We start from the raw sequence: 18,982 nt of genomic DNA on the forward strand, positions 1-18,982 counted from the left end.
GCGGGGTATCAGCTGCGCGGCGCCCTGGCGAGCTGGCGGGACTGGGCCACCAGCCGGTCGGCGCTGTCCCAGACCTCGGCGTCCTCCTCCAGGTAGCCGCCCGCGAGGTTGCGGGTGGTGATGGAGACGCGGAGCGGGCCGGGTGCCGGGCGGCAGCGGACGTGGGTGGTGAGTTCGATGGTCGGGGTCCAGCCCTTGAGCCCCAGCTCGAACGAGGTCGGCGGCAGTGCGTCGACGGTGAGCAGCAGCGAGAGCGGGTCGGCGTCGCGGCCGTCCGCGAGCCCGAACCAGCCGCGCATCTCGCCCTTGCCGGACGGCTGTCCCACGGCCCAGCCGATGGTCGCCGGGTCCAGCCTGATGTCGAGCCGCTCGGTGATGGCGGAGCTGCCGGGGATCGCGGCGGGCCCGTCGCCGGGGCCCAGGCAGTGCTCCCGGGGCGCGATGGCGGGCGGCACGGCCGCGGTGCGGATGTCGTCGCTCAGGGCACCCAGGTCGCCGTAGGTGGCGAGGACCCGGATGCGCTCGACCTCGGTGCCGTCGTCCGCGTACTGGAAGAGGGAGGCCTCGCCGGTGGAGAGGGTGCGCCCGGTCCGGACGACCTGGGTGCGGATCACCGCGGGCCCGGGGACGGACGCGGTGAGGTAGTGCGCGGAGACCGAGAAGGGGTCCGGGTGCGGGAGCGCCTCGCTGAGGGCGCGGCCGAGCATGGCGAGCAGGTAGCCGCCGTTGACGGCGCGGATGATCGTCCAGCCGGCCGAGAGCTCGGCGTCGTAGACGCCCTCCTCGCGAAGGGTGACGGCGGTGTCCCGGTCGAACTCGCTGTCGCCGATGGTCGCCTGCGCGGCCTCTGCCGTCTGCGTTGCTGCCTGTGCCATGGACGCACCGTACCCCGATTGTATTACTGAGCGGTAGCTTTTCTCGGCCGGTGAGACGTCGGACACCCGGACTATCCCTCGTCCGCCGTGGCCGATCGGCGGTTGTAGGCGCGCGGGGCCCGCCAGTGGAAGCGCAGCGCCAGCAGCCGCAGCACGAACGCCGTGATCACCGCCGCACCGCTGGTGAAGGCGTTGAGCGCGTCGAAGCGGATGCAGAGCACGATCATCGCGGCCCCTACGATCGCGGGCACCGCGTACAGGTCGCGGTCCCAGCGCAGCAGCGAGGGAACCTCGTTGGCGAGTACGTCCCGCAGCACACCGCCGCCGACCGCGGTGGCCAGCCCGAGCGCCGCCGACGCGGTCAGCCCGAGGCCGTAGTCGTACGCCTTGACCGTGCCGGTGACGCAGAAGAGGCCGAGCCCGGCGGCGTCGAAGACGTTGATGCCGACCTGGATCCGTTCGACGTGCGGGTGCAGGAAGAAGACCAGACAGGCGGCGAGGAGCGGGGTGGTGAAGTACCCGAGGTCCGTGAAGGCGGCGGGCGGCACCGCGCCGATGATCACGTCACGGAACAGCCCCCCGCCCAGCGCGGTGACCTCGGCGAGTACCGCGATGCCGAAGACATCGAAGTTCTTGCGTACGGCGAGCAGAGCGCCGGAGATCGCGAAGACGAAGATCCCGACGATGTCGAGCGCATGCTGGACGGAGGGCGTGAACAGTTCGTTGAGCACCGGGCAATTGTGCCGGTACTACTCCTTCGGGCTGTCCTCCGCCGTCTCGGAGGGTGTTGCGGCGTCCTTCTTGCTCAGCGTGGCGGGCACCCCGGACGGCTCCTCGGCGGAGTTCTCCTTGGCCGGCGTGATCAGCTCGACCGCTTCCCTTGCCGCGGCCAGCACCTGCTGTCCAGGCACCTGGTCAGGCGCGTTCTCCGGGTGGTGGCAGGCGACCTGGTGGCCGGTCTTCAGCGCGATCAGCGGCGGCTCCTGCGTCTTGCAGACCTCCGTCGCCTTCCAGCACCGGGTGTGGAACCGGCAGCCGCTGGGCGGCGAGATCGGCGAGGGCACATCGCCCTTGAGCAGGATGCGCTCACTCTTCGCCCCGCGCCGGCGGGGGTCCGGCACCGGCACGGCCGACATCAGGGCCTTGGTGTACGGGTGCATCGGCGCCGAGTACAGCGACTTGCGGTCCGCCAGCTCGACGATCTTGCCCAGGTACATGACCGCGATCCGGTCCGAGACATGGCGGATGACCGACAGGTCGTGCGCGATGATCACGTACGTGAGCCCGAGCTCGTCCTGGAGGTCGTCGAGCAGGTTGACCACCTGCGCCTGGATCGACACGTCGAGCGCGGAGACCGGCTCGTCGGCCACGACGAGCTTCGGGCGCAGGGCGAGCGCGCGGGCGATGCCGATGCGCTGGCGCTGGCCGCCGGAGAACTCGTGCGGGTAGCGGTTGTAGTGCTCGGGGCTGAGCCCGACCAGCGACAGCAGCTCCTGGACGTGGTTCTTCAGACCGCCCTCGGGCTCGACGCCCTGGAGCCTGAACGGCGCGCTGACGATCGTGCCGATCGTGTGCCGCGGGTTCAGCGAGGAGTACGGGTCCTGGAAGATCATCTGGACGTCACGGCGCATCGGCCGCAGCTTGCCCATGGACAGGTGCGTGATGTCGCGGCCCTCGAACTCGACCTTGCCGCCGGTCGGTTCGATCAGCCGGGTGATCAGCCGGCCCATCGTCGACTTGCCGCAGCCGGACTCGCCCACGACGCCCAGGGTCTCCCCCGGGTACACCTCGAAGTCGATGCCGTCGACGGCCCTGACCGCGGCGTTCTGCCGGCCGAGCAGTCCCTTGCGGATCGGGAAGTGCTTGACCAGGCCCTCGACCCTGAGCAACGGCTCGCGGGAGGCGGTGGCCTGTTCCGGGATCGACACGTCCTTCTCCAGCACCGGGGTGTTCTTCTTCTCGCTCACGTCACTCACGTCGCTCACATCGCTCGGATCGCTCACAGCTTCGGCGCAATCTCTTCGGACCAGATCCGGGCCCGCTCCTGCGGTGCCATGTGGCAGGCGGAGAAGTGCCCGTCACCGACCTGCTCCAGCTCGGGACGCGTCGTGCGGGTGAGGTTGTCCTTGGGGATGTCCGCGTACGGGCAGCGGGGGTTGAACGCGCAGCCGTCCGGGACGTTGATCAGCGACGGCGGCTGGCCCTTGACGGGGATCAGCCGGTCGGTCTCCTCGCGGTCGATGCGCGGCATCGAGGTGAGCAGACCCCAGGTGTACGGGTGCTGGGGCTCGTAGAACACCTTCTCCGCGGAACCGCGCTCGATGCAACGGCCGCCGTACATCACCAGGAGCTCGTCGGCCATCTCCGCGACCACCCCGAGGTCATGGGTGATCATGATGACGGCGGAGCCGAACTCCTTCTGCAGGTCCCGGATCAGGTCCAGGATCTGCGCCTGGACGGTGACGTCCAGGGCGGTGGTCGGCTCGTCCGCGATGAGCAGTTCCGGGTTGTTGACCAGGGCCATCGCGATCATGGCGCGCTGGCGCATGCCGCCGGAGAACTCGTGCGGGTGGGAGTCGACCCGCTTGTGCGGCTCGGGGATGCCGACCCGGTCGAGCATCTCGATGGCGCGGGTGCGGGCGACCTTCTTGGTGACCTTGTTGTGGACCCGGTACGCCTCCACGATCTGCCCGCCGACCGTGAAGTACGGGTGCATCGCGGAGAGCGGGTCCTGGAAGATCATGGCCATCTTGCGGCCGCGCAGCTCGCGCACCCGGGCATCGGACGCGCCGATCAGCTCCTCGCCGTCCAGCCAGACCTCGCCGGAGATGCGGGCGTTGGGGGCCGTGCGGTGCAGGCCCAGCACGCCGAGCGAGGTGACGGACTTGCCGGAGCCGGACTCGCCCACGATGCCGAGGGTCTGTCCGGGCTTCACGTCAAAGCTCACGCCGTCGACCGACTTGACCAGGCCGTCGTCCGTCTTGAAGTGGATGCGCAGGTCCCGTACGGAGAGGAAGGCCCCGTCGCCGGCCCGCGCGGCGGCGGGCTTGCCGGACGCCGGGGTCTTTTCCTTGGAAACCTCGGTCACGAGTACCTCACCCTGGGGTCGATGGCGGCGTACACCAGGTCCACCAGCAGATTGCAGACGACGATGAAGAAGGCCGCGATGAGCGTCACGCCCATCACGATGGGCAGGTCGTTGCCCCTGACCCCGTCGATGGCGTAGAAGCCGAGGCCCTGGAACGAGAACACCTGCTCGGTGATCACCGCGCCGCCGACCAGCAGGCCGAAGTCCATGCCGAAGATGGTGACGATCGGGGTGAGCGCGGCCCGCAGACCGTGCTTCCCGATGATCACGCTCTCCTTCAGGCCCTTGGCGCGGGCCGTACGGATGTAGTCCTCCCCCATCGTCTCCAGCATCCCGGCTCTGGTGATGCGGGCGTAGAGCGCGGAGTAGAGGAAGGCCAGCGAACACCACGGGATCAGCAGGTTCCAGGCCCAGTCCAGCGGGTTCTCCGTGAACGGGACGTAGGTGATGTTCTCCCAGACGGGCCACTGCACGGTGAAGACACCGAGCGCGAGCATGCCGGTGAAGAAGATCGGCAGCGAGACGCCGGCGAGCGCGACGGCCATGAAGAAGCGGTCCAGGATCGAGCCCCGCTTGAGCGCGGAGACGACGCCGATGGCCACACCGCTGAGCAGCCAGATCACCGCGGCACCGATGGCCAGCGAGAACGTGACCGGGATACGCGCGGTCAGCTCGGGCCAGACCTCGACGTGGTTCTTGAAGGAGAAGCCGAAGCACGGGGCACCGCAGTGCGAGACCTCGGGGCCGAACGTGTAGTCCGCGCCGACGAAGATCTGCTTGATGAAGTGCCAGAACTGCTCGTACAGCGGCTGGTCGAGGCCAAGGTTCTGTTTGACCGCGAGGATGGACTGCGGATTGGCGTCCTTGCCCACGTACTGGGCCGCCAGTTGGTCCATCGTCTGCCCGGCGAGCCGGGGGACGAGGAAGAAGATCGCGAAGGTGACTGCGCTGACGATCAACAGCAGCAGTACCGCGCCGAAGACGCGTCGGATGATGTACGCAGCCACAGCTATCCGGCGCCGGTATCTGTCTGCCGGGGGTAACCCGTGCGGTCGGACACCGTGCCTTCACCTGCCTTTCAGGACAATTCTGAGGGCCCGGGGGGCCGCTTTCCGGGCCGCGCGGTGTGCGCGCGGCCCGGAAAGCGGGGCCGTACCTACTTGGCGGAACCCATCAGCACGTAGTCGTACATGCCGAGGTAGGCCTGGGTGACCGTGACGTTGGTCGCGGACTTCGGCCGGAGCAGCAGGTTCTTGCGGTAGATCAGCGGCACGGCGGTGGCGCCTTCGGCCACGGCCTTGTCGACGTCGCCCCACGCCTTCTCACGGGCGGCGGTGTCGGTGTTGGCGATGCCCTCGTTGAGCATCTTGTTGATCTTCGGGTCGTCCAGCTCCTGGACGTTGTTGCCACCGGACGGCTTGATGGCCGAGCCGTTGATGATCTGGTCCAGGAAGCCGAAGCCGGTCGGCCAGTCGGCGCCCCAGGCGCTCATGATCATGCCGAGCTTGTTCGCGTGCACGTAGCTCGGGTTGCCCGCGAAGTTCGAGAAGTACTTACCGGCCGGGAAGCTCTTGATCTCGGCGTTGACGCCGATCTTCTTGAGCGAGGCCTGCACCGCGGTGACCATGGCCATCTCGGCGGGGCGGTCGGAGCGGGCCGAGATCTTGGTGTCGAAGCCCTTCGGCTTGCCGCACTGCTTCAGCTCGTCCTTGGCCTTGGCCTCGTCGCCCTTGTGGCCGGCGGACTCGTACAGGTCGAACTTGCTGTAGCCGTTGACGGTCGGCGGCAGCAGGGTCGTCGCGACGTCACCCTTGGGGTCGCCACCCTGGGCGGCCTGGACCGACGCCTTGTCGATGCCCCACTGCACGGCCTTGCGGCAGTGGATGTTGTCGAACGGGGCCACGTTGACGTTCAGACCGATGTACGAGGTGGCGCCCGCGTACGAGTTGTCGGTCTGCTTCTTCAGGTCGGGCTTGGTGAGCACGTCCGGCTGGGTGGCCGGGGCGACACCGGTGCCGGCACCGTCGGCGGTGGTGTTGTCGGCGATCAGGTTGTTGTCGACCGTCTCCTGCTTGACCTTGAAGCGCACCGTCACCTTGTCCGGCAGGGCCGGGCGGTTCGGGTCGGTCTTCGGGTCCCAGTTCGTGTTGCGCACGAGGGTCGCGCCGCGGCCCTCGTCGTACGACTCGAACTTGTACGGGCCCGAGGACACGATGTGCTTCACATAGTCGGCACCCTTGTCCTTCGAGGCCGGCACGGGGGCCGTCTGCGAGAAGGTCGCCAGGTAGTCGAAGTCCGCGAAGGCGTCCTTCAGCTTGAAGACGATCGTGGTGTCGTCCGGCGTCTCGATGGAGGAGATGCCGCCCGCGCTCTTGTCCTTGTACGGACCCTTGTACTTGTCGCCACCGGCCAGGTGGGCCTTGAAGTACGTCGGGCCGTTGGACAGGGCCTCCGGCGCGAAGTTGGAGCGCTCGACGGCGTACTTGACGTCCTTCGAGGTGATCGGGGTCCCGTCCTCGTACTTGAGACCCTTCTTCAGCGTGTACGTCCAGGTCTTCGCGTCGGCGCTGGCCTTGCCGAGGCCCTCCGCGAGGTCCGGGACGATCTCCAGGCCGTCCTTGCCGGCGGCCGGCTTGAAGGACGTCAGGGTGCGGCCGTACAGGCGGGAGAAGTTCTGCACCCAGCCGTAGTACGTGTTGCCGGGGTCGAGGGAGTCGGGCTCGTCGGAGAGCTCGATCTTGACGGTGCCGCCCTTCTTGTCCGACTTGTTGACGATCGACGTCAGCGCGGCGTCGGTGGCACCGGAGCCCTTGCCGCTGCTGCCGCCGCCGTTGTCGTCGTCGGAGCCGCTGCACGCGGACGCGGCCAGCATCAGGGCCACAGCCGTGGCAACCACCGCTGTAGTTTTTCTGGTCTTCACCTGAGGAAATTCCCCTCAATCGATGGTTGCCATGGCATGTCGCACGTCGTTGTGACGAGCACCCGGGCCCTACTTGCTACGGGGGTCGAGGGCATCACGCAGCCCGTCTCCCAGCAGGTTGAACGCCAGGACCGTGACGAAGATGGCCACGCCTGGCACGATCATGTACATCGGGTCGTTCCGGTAGAAGTCGATCGCGTTGGTGAGCATCCCGCCCCAGGAGGCCTGCGGCGGGGCGATACCGACCCCGAGGTAGCTGAGACCCGCCTCGAAGAGGATGTTCGAGGGGATCAGCAGCGTGGAGTAGACCAGGATGGGCGCCACCAGGTTCGGCAGCAGCTCCCGGAAGAGGATGAAGGGGCCGCGGGCGCCCAACGACCGTGCCGCCTCGACGAATTCGCGGTTGCGCAGGCTCATCGTCTGGGCCCGGACGATACGGCCCATGTACGGCCAGCTGAAGAAGCCGATCACGAAGATCAGCACCGCGAGCCGCAGCGGCAGCCCCTCCAGGCCGAACGCGCCGTCCTGCAGCGCCGCCGAGATGGAGATCGCGAACAGCAGCAGCGGGAAGGCCAGGAAGGTGTCCATCATGCGGCTGATGACCGTGTCGACCCAGCCGCCGTAGAACCCCGAGACCACGCCGAAGAAGACGCCGATCACCACCGAGAGCAGGGTGGCGCCGACGGCGACGACGAGGGAGACCCAGGAGCCCTCGATGATCCGGGACAGGATGTCGCGCCCGTACTGCGGCTCGACGCCGAGCGGATGGCTCCAGCTCATGCCGCCCCAGTCGCCCTTGGGGGCGAGCAGCGCGGGGTCGATGAGGTCCTGGTGGAACTCGTTGGGGTCCAGACCGAAGACGGCCTGGATCGGCTTGGAGAGGACAGCGAGCAGGATCAGCAGGATGACAACGATGCCGCCCGCGATGGCCACCTTGTCCCGCTTGAAGCGGGACCAGGCGATCTGTCCGAGCGAACGGCCTTCGATCTGGCTCTGCTTGACTCCCGTGAGTACTGCCTCCGGCTGAGCCTCGGCAGCCGATCCGGTGGTCTCGATCGGTGCGGTCACAGTGCCTTTGACCCCTCCCGCCGGCGGTGGCCGGCCCTTGCTCGCCGCGGTAACGGCCTGGCGCGTGTCAGCCGCGCATGTTCGTGCGGCTGATGTGCTGGTGCTGAAAAACGTCTGATGCGTCTGATGCGTGCGATGTGTCTGAAGCGTCAACGGAGTGTCCGCCGGGGCAACCTCGTACAAAGGGCCGACGATCCCCACTAGCCGGGAGTCTTCAACGCGGTTGCGATCACCCGCCAGACCTGACGGGGAATGTTTGCTCAAACGTGATGCGGTCAGTGAGCTTCCGTTATCCGGACAGGGGGATCGAGTGAGCGGACCACTCGCCCGCTAATCCACCAGAACGGACATGCCACCCAACAGGCCTTATTGAGTGGCGATTTGGGTGACCACGACGGTGGTCTTGTCCGCCGGAGAGACCTTTTGTCCGCTCCGGCGGGCGACCTAGTAGGTGTGCGGGGCCGGTCCGGGCGCCTGCGGGTAGCCGTAACCGGGAGCGACGACGCCGCTGCGGCCGGCCGGGGCGTGCGACTCGCGGTCGTAGAACGGACGGGAGTTGCCCCGCAGCCACATCGCGACGGGGTCGTACTCGTCGGACATGGCGACGGTGGAGACCGGCAGCCCCTCCGGGACCGCGCCGATCGACTGCTGCATCATCGCGCGCACCGCGTCGACGGACGGCTGACTGGTGTCGTACAGGTCGAGGCCGATGGCGAGGTAGGGCACGCCGAGCGCGGGCTGAACCCAGGCGCGGCGCAGCGAGCGGATCGCCGGGGTGTGGTGGGCGTTCCGCGTCAGCTGGGCGTAGAACTGCGGAGTCTCCAGGGCGGGGTCGCTGATCCGCAGCGGGCCGGCGGGCATCCGGTCGAGGCCGGTGGCGATCCGGCGCAGGTCGAGCCAGGGGATGCCCACGCCGCCGCCCGGGGCGTGCGGATTGAGCCAGATCCCCCAGCGGTCGGGGAACAGGGCGCGGGCGATGTCGCGGCCGCCCACCACCTCGTGGGCCCGGTTCCACCCGCTGGCGGCCAGCTCCTGGGCCGAGGTGACACAGGGGGCGTAGCCGAGGCCGTCGATCTCCATGTTGCCGTACTGGGCGTCGGGCGAACCGGCCCGGCCGTGCCAGAGCAGCATCCAGATCCGGTCGGCCGCCAGGGCCTGGAGCAGTGCCTCGTACGCGTCGTAGCGTCCGGGTGTCACCTGGCGCAGCATGTGCTCGAGGTTTCCCGGGGCACCCGGTCCCGACCGAGCGGGGGAGATCCCATCGGCCGCCCCCATGCCTGACGCACTCACCCTGGGTCCCGCCCCTCTTCGATCAACTGTGTCGGCCTGCCGCTCCCGGGGCACACGGGTACGGCGCGGTGCCGAGGCACCAGCCATCAAACCAGCTTAGGCGCCGGTCCTGACACCGACTTGACGCCATGGCCCGCCGCCGTCCCCGGGCGCCGCCGGTCCGCGCTACTCGGCCGGGCGCTGGAAGAACGGCCGGATCCGCGCGCGCATCCAGTCGGCGACCGGGTCCTGTGCCACGTCGAGCAGGACCAGGTTGACCGGCCACGGCGGTTCGACGCGGCCGAGCGCCCGGCCGAGGGCGTCCATGGGGGCGTTGCGCCCCGCCCCGTCCCAGGTCGAGAACTCGACGCCGACGAAGAGGACGGGATCGCCGCCCTCGATGCTGGCGAGGGCCCTGCGGGCGCTGAGCACGACGCCGCTCTGCTCGAACTCGGCGGCGGCGGCAGCGAGGAAGTCGACGGGGTCCTCCTTCCAGTCCGGCTCGTACAGCCGGACCCGGCCGCCGCCGGCCGGTCCGTCGAGCAGGCTGCGCCCGGCCCGGCAGAGCTCGGCCACGGCGGGCGGCGGGAGCGGCATCCCGACGGCGCCGCCGGGGTTCACCGCCAGGCCGAGCTGCGGGGGCAGTCCGCGGGCGAACTCGACGGCGGGCGCCACGGTGAAGGACATATGGGTGCCGACACAGCTGATGAACTGCTGCTCGGAGCTGAACACGGGCACGTACACCCCGCCGTCGAGCTCCAGGGTCGGCAGGTCCAGGTCGGTGGCGTCCGGCCCGCCGCCATTGGGCAGGGGCACCCAGAGATGGCTGCGGCCCAGCACCTCGACCAGCCGGCCGCCCGCCTCCGGGCTGCCGAGCGAGGCGCCCAGCACTTCCTCTAGCTCATTGGCCGGCCATCCGCCCTGCGGGGGGATACGGTCCTGTGCCGGAATGTCCACTGCTTCCCTCTCTGGGGCCAGTCCGGCGGATCATGGCCGGATCGTGCAGCAAGAGGTTAGCCGTGCGCGTCCGCGAAGGTGATCCGGGTCAGCAGCGCCGCCGCCTCCCGGTCCAGCAGCACCGCCGATACGCAGCCGAGGGGCAGCAGTCCCGTCTCGGTGTCCCGTAGCAGCCTGCGCAGCGCCCCGCGGTGCCGGGCGAAGGCGTATCCGGAGACGCCCCGGCCCCGCTCGGCCTGCCCGGCCCGCGCGGTCCGCGCGCTGACGTCGAGCAGGACGAGGTGCAGGACGCGGCCGCGCCGCCGGGCGTCACGGGCCAGCCAGCCGCGCACCCAGCCCTGGGTGCCGCAGTCGTGGACGACGACGGAGGCGCCGGAGCGCAGCACCCGCCACAGCCCCCAGTAGTGGGCGACGCGGACGAGCGGCCGGTAGAGGGCGTAGGGGACTAAGCGCGGCAGCACGGCGGCCCAGCGGTCCCGGGTGTCCTGGGAGTCGATGACGCGGGCGGTCACGGCCCGCCCGATCAGCGTCGACTTGCCGCTGCCCGGCAGCCCGGAGACCACCACCACGTCGCCCGCCGCGAAGTGCAGGGCGCGCGGGCTGTGCCCGGCCCGGCCGCGCAGGTCCCGGACGACAGGACCCCACGGGCCCGACGCCTCCCGGGCCGGGGCGCCCGGCTGGGCGGGCAGTGCGCCACCCGCGACTCCCGCGGTCGTCGCGTACCGCTGCAACGTCATCGCCATCCCCCTGTCGGCCGACACACACCTGCCCAAGAAGTGTAAAGAAAAGGTAATGCGGCACAAGCTCGCGACCCGCCGTATCCGGTGGGGTACCGGCGCCCCACTGACCGGCGATGCGTGCGATGATGGCGGCCAACTGCATAAAGGCCGCTCGAATCCGCGCGGGAGAGTTCCGGCCACCGGCCGGACGCCGAAGGAGCAAGATCCTCCCTTGAATCTCTCAGGCCCCGTACCGCGTGGATGAGGCAGATCTGAAAAGCGAGTCGCCCTGCGACTCCACCCAAGGTGCAAGCCGAACCCCTCCGGGGCCTCTCGGCGAACCTCTCAGGTTCCGATGACAGATGGGGAGGGATCGTCCACGTCGTCATGCCCTGGGAGTCATATCCATGAGCACCGCCCCGCGCCTCACTGCCCTCGATGCCCTGCACCGCAGCCTCGGTGCCACGATGACGGACTTCGCGGGCTGGGACATGCCCCTGCGGTACGCGAGCGAGCGCGACGAGCACCTCGCCGTGCGCACGAAGGCCGGCCTCTTCGACCTCTCCCACATGGGCGAGATCACCGTCACCGGCCCGGCCGCCGTGGACCTGCTGAACTACGCGCTGGTCGGCAACATCGGCACCGTGTCGGCGGGCCGGGCCCGCTACACGATGATCTGCGCCGACGACGGCGGCATCCTGGACGACCTGATCGTGTACCGGCTGGAAGAGACCGAGGCCCCCGAATATCTGGTCGTCGCCAACGCCGGCAACGCCCAGCTGGTGCTGGACGAGCTGACCGCCCGCGCCGGGGGCTTCGACGCCGAGGTGCGCGACGACCGCGACGCGTACGCGCTGCTGGCCGTGCAGGGCCCCGAGTCGCCCGCCATCCTGGCCGCCGTCACCGACGCGGACCTTGACGGGCTGAAGTACTACGCCGGACTGCCCGGCACGGTCGCCGGGGTCCCGGCGCTGATCGCCCGTACCGGCTACACCGGCGAGGACGGCTTCGAGCTGTTCACCGCCCCCGGGCACGCCGAGCAGCTGTGGCGGGCGCTGACCGAGGCCGGAGCCTCGCGCGGCCTGATCCCGTGCGGGCTCTCCTGCCGTGACACGCTGCGCCTGGAGGCGGGCATGCCGCTGTACGGGCACGAGCTGACCACGTCGCTCACCCCGTTCGACGCCGGACTCGGCCGGGTCGTGAAGTTCGAGAAGGAGGGCGACTTCGTCGGCCGCAAGGCCCTGGAGTCCGCCGCCGAGCGCGCCGAGACCGCCCCGCCCCGCAAGCTCGTCGGCCTGGTGGCCGAGGGCCGCCGGGTCCCGCGCGCCGGCTTCCCCGTCGTCGCCGGCGGCCAGGTCATCGGCGAGGTCACCTCCGGCGCCCCGTCTCCCACGCTGGGCAAGCCGATCGCCATGGCGTACGTCGACGCCGCGCACGCCACGCCCGGCACCGAGGGTGTCGCGGTGGACATCCGGGGCAGCCACGAGCCGTACGAGGTCGTGGCGCTGCCGTTCTACAAGCGCCGGAAGTAGCGTCCGCCCGCGTCGAGAAGTGACGCAGTCGCGTCTCACACCGTAAGACCATCGTTCATCAGCACTCCCCCGCGTACAGGAGAATTCAGGTCATGAGCAACCCCCAGCAGCTGCGGTACAGCAAGGAGCACGAGTGGCTGTCGGCCGTCGAGGACGGTGTGGCCACGATCGGCATCACGGAGTTCGCGGCCAACGCTCTCGGTGACGTCGTCTACGCCCAGCTCCCCGAGGTCGGTGACACGGTGACCGAGGGCGAGACCTGCGGCGAGCTGGAGTCGACCAAGTCGGTCAGCGACCTCTACTCGCCGGTGACCGGTGAGATCACGGCCGCGAACCAGGACGTCGTGGACGATCCCTCGCTGGTGAACTCCGCACCGTTCGAAGGCGGCTGGCTGTTCAAGGTACGCGTCGCACAGGAGCCGGCCGATCTGCTCTCCGCCGACGAGTACACCGCGTTCTCCGGCAACTAAAGACCCCAAGGGACCACCTGATGTCGCTTCTGAACTCCTCCCTCCACGAGCTGGACCCGGACGTCGCCGCCGCTGTCGACGCCGAGCTCCACCGTCAGCAGTCCACCCTCGAAATGATCGCCTCGGAGAACTTCGCTCCGGTCGCGGTCATGGAGGCCCAGGGCTCCGTCCTGACCAACAAGTACGCCGAGGGCTACCCCGGCCGCCGCTACTACGGCGGCTGTGAGCACGTCGATGTGATCGAGCAGATCGCCATCGACCGCATCAAGGCACTCTTCGGGGCCGAGGCCGCGAACGTGCAGCCGCACTCCGGCGCGCAGGCCAACGCCGCCGCGATGTTCGCGCTGCTGAAGCCGGGCGACACGATCATGGGCCTGAACCTGGCGCACGGTGGTCACCTGACCCACGGCATGAAGATCAACTTCTCCGGCAAGCTCTACAACGTGGTCCCGTACCACGTCGACGACACCGGCGTCGTGGACATGGCCGAGGTCGAGCGCCTCGCCAAGGAGTCCAAGCCGAAGCTGATCGTGGCCGGCTGGTCCGCCTACCCCCGCCAGCTGGACTTCGCCGCCTTCCGCCGCATCGCGGACGAGGTCGGCGCGTACCTGATGGTCGACATGGCGCACTTCGCCGGTCTGGTCGCCGCGGGCCTGCACCCCAACCCGGTGCCGCACGCCCACGTCGTCACGACCACCACGCACAAGACCCTCGGCGGTCCGCGCGGTGGCGTGATCCTCTCCACCCAGGAACTCGCCAAGAAGATCAACTCGGCGGTCTTCCCGGGTCAGCAGGGCGGCCCGCTGGAGCACGTGATCGCGGCCAAGGCGGTCTCGTTCAAGGTCGCGGCGGGCGAGGAGTTCAAGGAGCGCCAGCAGCGCACCCTGGACGGCGCCCGCATCCTCGCGGAGCGTCTGGTGCAGCCGGACGTCACCGAGGCCGGCGTCTCCGTCCTGTCCGGCGGCACGGACGTACACCTGGTCCTGGTGGACCTGCGCAACTCCGAGCTGGACGGCCAGCAGGCCGAGGACCGGCTCCACGAGCTGGGCATCACGGTCAACCGGAACGCCATCCCGAACGACCCCCGGCCCCCGATGGTCACCTCGGGCCTGCGGATCGGCACGCCGGCACTGGCCACCCGCGGCTTCCAGGCGGCGGAATTCACCGAGGTCGCGGAGATCATCGCCTCCGCCCTGAAGCCGTCCTACGACGCCGACGACCTGAAGGCCCGCGTCACCGCGCTCGCCGAGAAGTTCCCGCTGTACCCCGGTCTGTAGTCCGGACCTGCGTATTTGCACATTGGGGAGGGGCACCGCGCACACTGAACAGTGAGCGCGGTGCCCCATCCCTTGTCCCTTGCTCTCCGGGCCGACCCGGCCCGTACCGCACCACCCGGCAGACAACGGCGTCTACCAAACGCTTTGAGGAGTCACCCGTGGCCATCTCGGTCTTCGACCTGTTCTCGATCGGCATCGGCCCGTCCAGCTCCCATACGGTCGGCCCAATGCGCGCGGCCCGTATGTTCGCGCGCCGGCTGAAGAACGAGGGCCTGCTCGCCCACACCGCCTCGATACGCGCCGAGCTGTTCGGCTCGCTCGGCGCCACCGGCCACGGCCACGGCACCCCCAAGGCCGTCCTGCTCGGCCTGGAGGGCGAGTCGCCCCGTACCGTCGACGTCGAGACGGCCGACGACCGGGTCGCCGAGATCCGCTCCACCGGCCGGATCAACCTGCTGGGCATGCACGAGATCGCCTTCGACACCGACAAGCAGCTGGTCCTGCACCGCCGCAAGAGGCTGCCGTACCACGCCAACGGGATGACGGTCTTCGCCTACGACCACGAGGGCGCGCCGCTCCTGGAGAAGACGTACTACTCGGTCGGCGGCGGCTTCGTCGTCGACGAGGACGCGGTGGGCGAGGACCGGATCGTCCTCGACGACACGGTGCTGAAGCATCCCTTCCGCACCGGCGACGAGCTGCTGCGCCTGGCTCAGGACAGCGGCCTGTCGATCTCCTCCCTGATGCTGGAGAACGAGCGGGCCTGGCGCACCGAGGACGAGATCCGCTCCGGCCTCCTGGACATCTGGCGCTCCATGCAGGCCTGCGTGTCCCGGGGCATGTCCCGCGAGGGCATCCTGCCCGGCGGCCTCAAGGTCCGCCGCCGCGCCGCGAACACCGCCCGCCAGCTGCGCGCCGAGGGCGACCCCCAGACCCACGCGATGGAGTGGATCACCCTCTACGCGATGGCGGTCAACGAGGAGAACGCCGCCGGCGGCCGTGTCGTCACCGCCCCGACCAACGGCGCCGCGGGCATCATCCCGGCGGTGCTGCACTACTACATGAACTTCGCGGCGGGCGGCGCCACCGAGACGGAGAAGGACGACAGCATCGTCCGCTTCCTGCTGGCCGCCGGCGCCATCGGCATGCTGTTCAAGGAGAACGCCTCCATCTCCGGCGCCGAGGTCGGCTGCCAGGGCGAGGTGGGCTCCGCCTGCTCCATGGCCGCGGGCGCACTGGCGGAGGTCCTGGGCGGCACCCCCGAGCAGGTCGAGAACGCCGCCGAGATCGGCATGGAGCACAACCTGGGCCTGACCTGTGACCCGGTCGGCGGTCTCGTCCAGATCCCGTGCATCGAGCGCAACGGCATGGCGGCGGTCAAGGCGGTCACGGCCGCGAAGATGGCCCTGCGCGGCGACGGCAGCCACAAGGTCTCCCTCGACAAGGTCATCAAGACCATGAAGGAGACGGGCGCGGACATGTCCGTGAAGTACAAGGAGACGGCCCGGGGCGGGCTCGCGGTGAACATCATCGAGTGCTAGGGAAGTAGGCCCTGACCTGCGCGTTCATATCTTTCCGCGCTGTCAGGGCCTTCCCTGCTTACGCGGCAGAAAGTCCCTGGAACCCCCTGGGACAGACGTGAAAGTCCCTGAGAAGTCCCTAGGAAGTCCCCGCAAAAAGGGCTCTTGACCTGTGGGTTTGCGGTATGTGATCAACACCGGATGCGCCACTCACCCACCACTGGACGTATCAAATCGATCCCCCAGACTCGCATGAGGGGTATCATTCGATACATGGATGCTGCGGAAAACTCGCGCCTGGAACAGCGGCTGGTCGGCCTCTCCCCCACATTCACAACGGCGCAGGCGCGTCAGGCCCTGCTCTCCCCTCGCGATCTGGCGCACTTGGTCACGACTGAGGAGATAGACGAGCTGTCCCGAGGGGTGTACAGGCGGGCAGACGCCCCGGAGACGGCGCACGCGGATCTGCTGGCCGTGTGCGCACGGGCGCCTCGCGCCGTCGTGTGCGGTGAATCCGCCCTGGCCCTGCATGAGCTGATCGACGACATCCCCGCAGCAGTACACATCGCCGTGCCGCGCGGTACACGCCGCCCGACGATTTCCTACCCGCCGACCGTGGTGGCGCAGTACGCCGCGAAGACCTTCGACCTCGGTATCGAACGGTTCGAAGCGGCCCCGGGAGAGACCATCCCCATGTACAACGCAGCCCGCAGCGTTGTCGACGCGATGCGCCACCGCAGCCGCCTCGGCGAGACCCTCGCCCTGTCCGCGCTCGGCCGCTACCTGCGCCGGAGCGGGCGCGGCGGAGTCGGCGAACTTCAGCACGTCGCACGCGAGTTGGACGCGCTCTCCGTCGTCCGCCCCGCCGTAGAGGCGGTGCTCGCCTGATGGCCAACCCCACCCGCGACACCACCGCCGGCCGCATCTACAACGACCTACGCAACCTGGCGCGCCGCAACAGCCGGTCCACGGACGAGGTCATGGTCGAGTACGTTCTCGAACGGTTCCTCTACCGCCTGGCCTCATCGCCCCTGGGCCGGGAACACTTCGTCCTCAAAGGTGGCCTGCTGCTCGCCCAGTTCGGCGCACGTCGAATGACCCGGGACATCGACATCCTCGGTCGATCTTTCCCAGGCACAGAAACAGAGATCATCCACAGAATCGCGACCATCGCCGTCACGGAGAGCGACGACGGCGTCGTATTCGATCCCACGACACTCAAGACCGTCCCCATTCGTGAGGAGGACGAGTACCACGGTCTGCGCCTGTCGATGGCCGCCTCCATCGCCCGAGCACGACTCAAACTCCAACTGGACGTCAGCATCGGCGACCCCGTCACGCCCAGCCCCCGGCTCATCGACTATCCGCAGCAACTCACGACGGACAGCTTCCAGATCCTCGGCTACCCACTCGCCACCGTCATCGCCGAAAAACTCTCCACCGCCATCTCACTCGGCGACCTCAACACCCGCGACCGCGACTACGGCGACCTCTACCGCCTGCTCACCCTCAATGACCTGGATGGCCAAGAACTCACCACAGCGCTGACCGCCACCGCCACACACCGCGGCATCACTCTGAAACCGCTCAGCATCACCATCACCGACCTCGGCGAGCGCCGCCAGACCTCCTACACCGCCTGGCGCCGCCGACAAGGCCCCGCCGCAACCAACTACCCCGAACGCTTTACGGACGTCGTCCGGCAGGTCGCCGCCTTCGCAGACACACTCCTCAGCGGCGACGCCGTGACCCTCGCTTGGAGTGCGGCGACCCTCACGTGGTCATGAACCAGGCCTGGCCGACCGACCAGGCCTTCGGGGTGAACCCGAGACCTACGCATTACGAGGCCACGAGTGATCGTGTTGCCTGGTGACGACTGATGTTCTGCCTGATCGCAGCGTCGTCCAAGTGGAGGTGACGAGCTTGAGATAGGTGTCGCCCTTCGCCAGGGAGATCTCCGCGACCGAGTGGGCCAGCCTGAGCGCAGCGACGGCGTCCCTCGTCCCAAGAACCTGCGCCTCGTCGAGGATCTCCACGTAGTCGCAGGGAAGCCGCCCGAGGTTCGACACAAGACTGCTATCGGCGAACGACGCCATGACCAGCGCGGCTGTCTCTCCTGAACGAAGGGTGTACTTGCTCCACCTCCTCTCGACCAGCACCTCGCACTCCATGCACGTGATCGCGCGGCGGCCAGCGGCAACGCCTTCCTGCGGGCGACGATTCACCCGGTGACGGCGGAGCGTCCCGCCCGGTTCGTGCACTACCGTCACCACAACTTCGCCGAGCCCCTCGGGACCCGGGTCCTCACCGAGGCCGTGCCGGCTGTCACCGTTTCCGACGTGGACGATATGGCCGCCGGTGGTCCTGAACTTGTCGCAGCCGCCCACAGGTTGGGATCCGGTCTTGCCCAGGCGTTCGGCCGCGCCGAGATCTTGCAGTTCTCCCCAGTGGGGGAACTACGACAGCGCTACTGGTCCCGCGAGTCGCGCCCCGCCCTGAAGCGATGGGCCCAGCAGGGCGACGCGAAGATCACCGACGACGAGGCATGGCGCAGGGGCCACATTCACCAACACGGCTCGCCGCGTAACGCAAACACATGCCCGGATTCCGCGTTGTCAGACAGCTACAAACCCCGGGCTCGGCACAGTTTCTGTACGCAGCCCCCACAGCCTTCTGCCGTGCACCACCGCTGCACAAATGGCCACCCCTTGGCCACCCCGCGCCTCGCCCATACTGACTCACAAATCAGCGACTGGCCAAGAAACAGCAGGTCAGCACCGATACTCGACCTCAGAACTCGCCTCACTGAGTCCACAGGGTGAAGCTCTGACCTACGCATTACATGTACGGGGCTCGCCCGAGCCATCGCATGCCGCCCGAGCATCAATGACCAAACCCCGCAGGCGCCTCACCCAGCAGGGATACGTTGCAATCAGCTCCCGCCAAGAAGTCCCCCAAAAAGTCCCTGACGTGACCGAAGGCAAGCCCGAGCACGACAAAACTGCAGGTCAGTTTCATGATCAAAAATCGTTCACATGTCGGTCAAGTACAAGGAGACAGCCCGGGGCGGGCCCGCGGTGAACATCATCGAGTGCTAGGGCCTCTCGTTTGAATCAGCCCGGAAGCCGCAACCGGCTCGATCACGCTCCGTTGCCGGGGTGGGAGGGGTGGGGGGGGGGGGGGGGGGCGGGGCCCGCCCCCCCCCCCCCCCCCCCCCGGGGGCGGCCCCCACCAAACGCCCCCCGGGGCCCCCCCAGCACACCCACCCCCGGGCCCGCCCCCACCCC

17 protein-coding genes and 1 riboswitch are annotated in these 18,982 nt (G+C 68.8%); of the genes, 6 read left to right on the forward strand and 11 right to left on the reverse strand.

Features of this window, described 5'->3' with window-relative positions; translation table 11 throughout:
- Positions 1 to 8: 8 nt before the first annotated feature.
- The 10 genes from ACGFU6_RS16280 to ACGFU6_RS16325 form a co-directional block, all read right to left on the reverse strand.
- The gene (locus ACGFU6_RS16280) at positions 9 to 875 is read right to left on the reverse strand and encodes a thioesterase family protein (protein WP_393611360.1); all 867 of its coding nucleotides are present in this window, start codon (positions 873 to 875) and stop codon (positions 9 to 11) included.
- A 71-nt stretch (positions 876 to 946) separates the two neighbouring features.
- Positions 947 to 1,606: a trimeric intracellular cation channel family protein gene (locus ACGFU6_RS16285; protein ID WP_393611362.1), complete on the reverse strand. Its 660-nt coding sequence runs from the start codon at positions 1,604 to 1,606 to the stop codon at positions 947 to 949.
- A gap of 18 nt (positions 1,607 to 1,624) precedes the next feature.
- Complete coding sequence (locus ACGFU6_RS16290; RefSeq protein WP_393611576.1) at positions 1,625 to 2,818, reverse strand: ABC transporter ATP-binding protein; 1,194 nt, start codon at positions 2,816 to 2,818, stop codon at positions 1,625 to 1,627.
- A gap of 56 nt (positions 2,819 to 2,874) precedes the next feature.
- The gene (locus tag ACGFU6_RS16295; protein WP_393611364.1) at positions 2,875 to 3,963 is read right to left on the reverse strand and encodes an ABC transporter ATP-binding protein; all 1,089 of its coding nucleotides are present in this window, start codon (positions 3,961 to 3,963) and stop codon (positions 2,875 to 2,877) included.
- The gene (locus tag ACGFU6_RS16300; protein ID WP_123523415.1) at positions 3,960 to 4,970 is read right to left on the reverse strand and encodes an ABC transporter permease; all 1,011 of its coding nucleotides are present in this window, start codon (positions 4,968 to 4,970) and stop codon (positions 3,960 to 3,962) included. Before ACGFU6_RS16300 ends, ACGFU6_RS16295 begins: the two co-directional genes overlap by 4 nt.
- A gap of 149 nt (positions 4,971 to 5,119) precedes the next feature.
- Complete coding sequence (locus ACGFU6_RS16305; protein ID WP_393611578.1) at positions 5,120 to 6,835, reverse strand: ABC transporter substrate-binding protein; 1,716 nt, start codon at positions 6,833 to 6,835, stop codon at positions 5,120 to 5,122.
- Positions 6,836 to 6,952: 117 nt separating this feature from the next.
- A complete protein-coding gene (locus ACGFU6_RS16310) occupies positions 6,953 to 7,951 on the reverse strand; it encodes an ABC transporter permease (RefSeq protein ID WP_393611365.1) in 999 nt (332 codons plus the stop codon).
- Between the two features lie 444 nt (positions 7,952 to 8,395).
- The gene (locus ACGFU6_RS16315; RefSeq protein WP_393611367.1) at positions 8,396 to 9,160 is read right to left on the reverse strand and encodes an enhanced serine sensitivity protein SseB C-terminal domain-containing protein; all 765 of its coding nucleotides are present in this window, start codon (positions 9,158 to 9,160) and stop codon (positions 8,396 to 8,398) included.
- A gap of 246 nt (positions 9,161 to 9,406) precedes the next feature.
- Entirely contained in the window at positions 9,407 to 10,177 is a 771-nt protein-coding gene (locus tag ACGFU6_RS16320) for an enhanced serine sensitivity protein SseB (RefSeq protein ID WP_393611368.1), read from the reverse strand.
- 56 nt (positions 10,178 to 10,233) lie between these two features.
- The gene (locus ACGFU6_RS16325) at positions 10,234 to 10,914 is read right to left on the reverse strand and encodes an AAA family ATPase (RefSeq protein ID WP_393611369.1); all 681 of its coding nucleotides are present in this window, start codon (positions 10,912 to 10,914) and stop codon (positions 10,234 to 10,236) included.
- Positions 10,915 to 11,069: 155 nt separating this feature from the next.
- Positions 11,070 to 11,162: riboswitch (glycine riboswitch) on the forward strand.
- Positions 11,163 to 11,303: 141 nt separating this feature from the next.
- On the opposite strand from ACGFU6_RS16325, the gene gcvT reads away from it, so the two are divergent.
- The 6 genes from gcvT (at position 11,304) to ACGFU6_RS16355 (ending at position 17,482) form a co-directional block, all read left to right on the forward strand.
- Complete coding sequence (gene gcvT, locus ACGFU6_RS16330; RefSeq protein ID WP_393611370.1) at positions 11,304 to 12,428, forward strand: glycine cleavage system aminomethyltransferase GcvT; 1,125 nt, start codon at positions 11,304 to 11,306, stop codon at positions 12,426 to 12,428.
- Positions 12,429 to 12,520: 92 nt separating this feature from the next.
- Entirely contained in the window at positions 12,521 to 12,898 is a 378-nt protein-coding gene (gcvH, locus tag ACGFU6_RS16335; protein ID WP_393611372.1) for a glycine cleavage system protein GcvH, read from the forward strand.
- A gap of 20 nt (positions 12,899 to 12,918) precedes the next feature.
- Positions 12,919 to 14,175: a serine hydroxymethyltransferase gene (glyA, locus tag ACGFU6_RS16340; RefSeq protein WP_393611373.1), complete on the forward strand. Its 1,257-nt coding sequence runs from the start codon at positions 12,919 to 12,921 to the stop codon at positions 14,173 to 14,175.
- Between the two features lie 158 nt (positions 14,176 to 14,333).
- The gene (locus ACGFU6_RS16345; RefSeq protein WP_393611375.1) at positions 14,334 to 15,716 is read left to right on the forward strand and encodes an L-serine ammonia-lyase; all 1,383 of its coding nucleotides are present in this window, start codon (positions 14,334 to 14,336) and stop codon (positions 15,714 to 15,716) included.
- Positions 15,717 to 15,968: 252 nt separating this feature from the next.
- A complete protein-coding gene (locus tag ACGFU6_RS16350) occupies positions 15,969 to 16,583 on the forward strand; it encodes a hypothetical protein (protein WP_393611377.1) in 615 nt (204 codons plus the stop codon).
- Positions 16,583 to 17,482, forward strand: coding sequence for a nucleotidyl transferase AbiEii/AbiGii toxin family protein (locus ACGFU6_RS16355; protein ID WP_393611378.1), 900 nt, complete (start codon positions 16,583 to 16,585; stop codon positions 17,480 to 17,482). The genes ACGFU6_RS16350 and ACGFU6_RS16355 overlap by 1 nt, the downstream gene beginning before the upstream one ends.
- A gap of 45 nt (positions 17,483 to 17,527) precedes the next feature.
- Here the strand turns inward: ACGFU6_RS16355 and ACGFU6_RS16360 are convergent, their stop codons facing one another.
- On the reverse strand, positions 17,528 to 18,082 hold the full coding sequence (locus ACGFU6_RS16360) for a hypothetical protein (RefSeq protein ID WP_393611380.1): 555 nt from the start codon (positions 18,080 to 18,082) through the stop codon (positions 17,528 to 17,530).
- Positions 18,083 to 18,982: the final 900 nt, after the last annotated feature.

The sequence above is a fragment of the Streptomyces sp. NPDC048462 genome (assembly GCF_043200175.1).
Classification (GTDB): domain Bacteria; phylum Actinomycetota; class Actinomycetes; order Streptomycetales; family Streptomycetaceae; genus Streptomyces.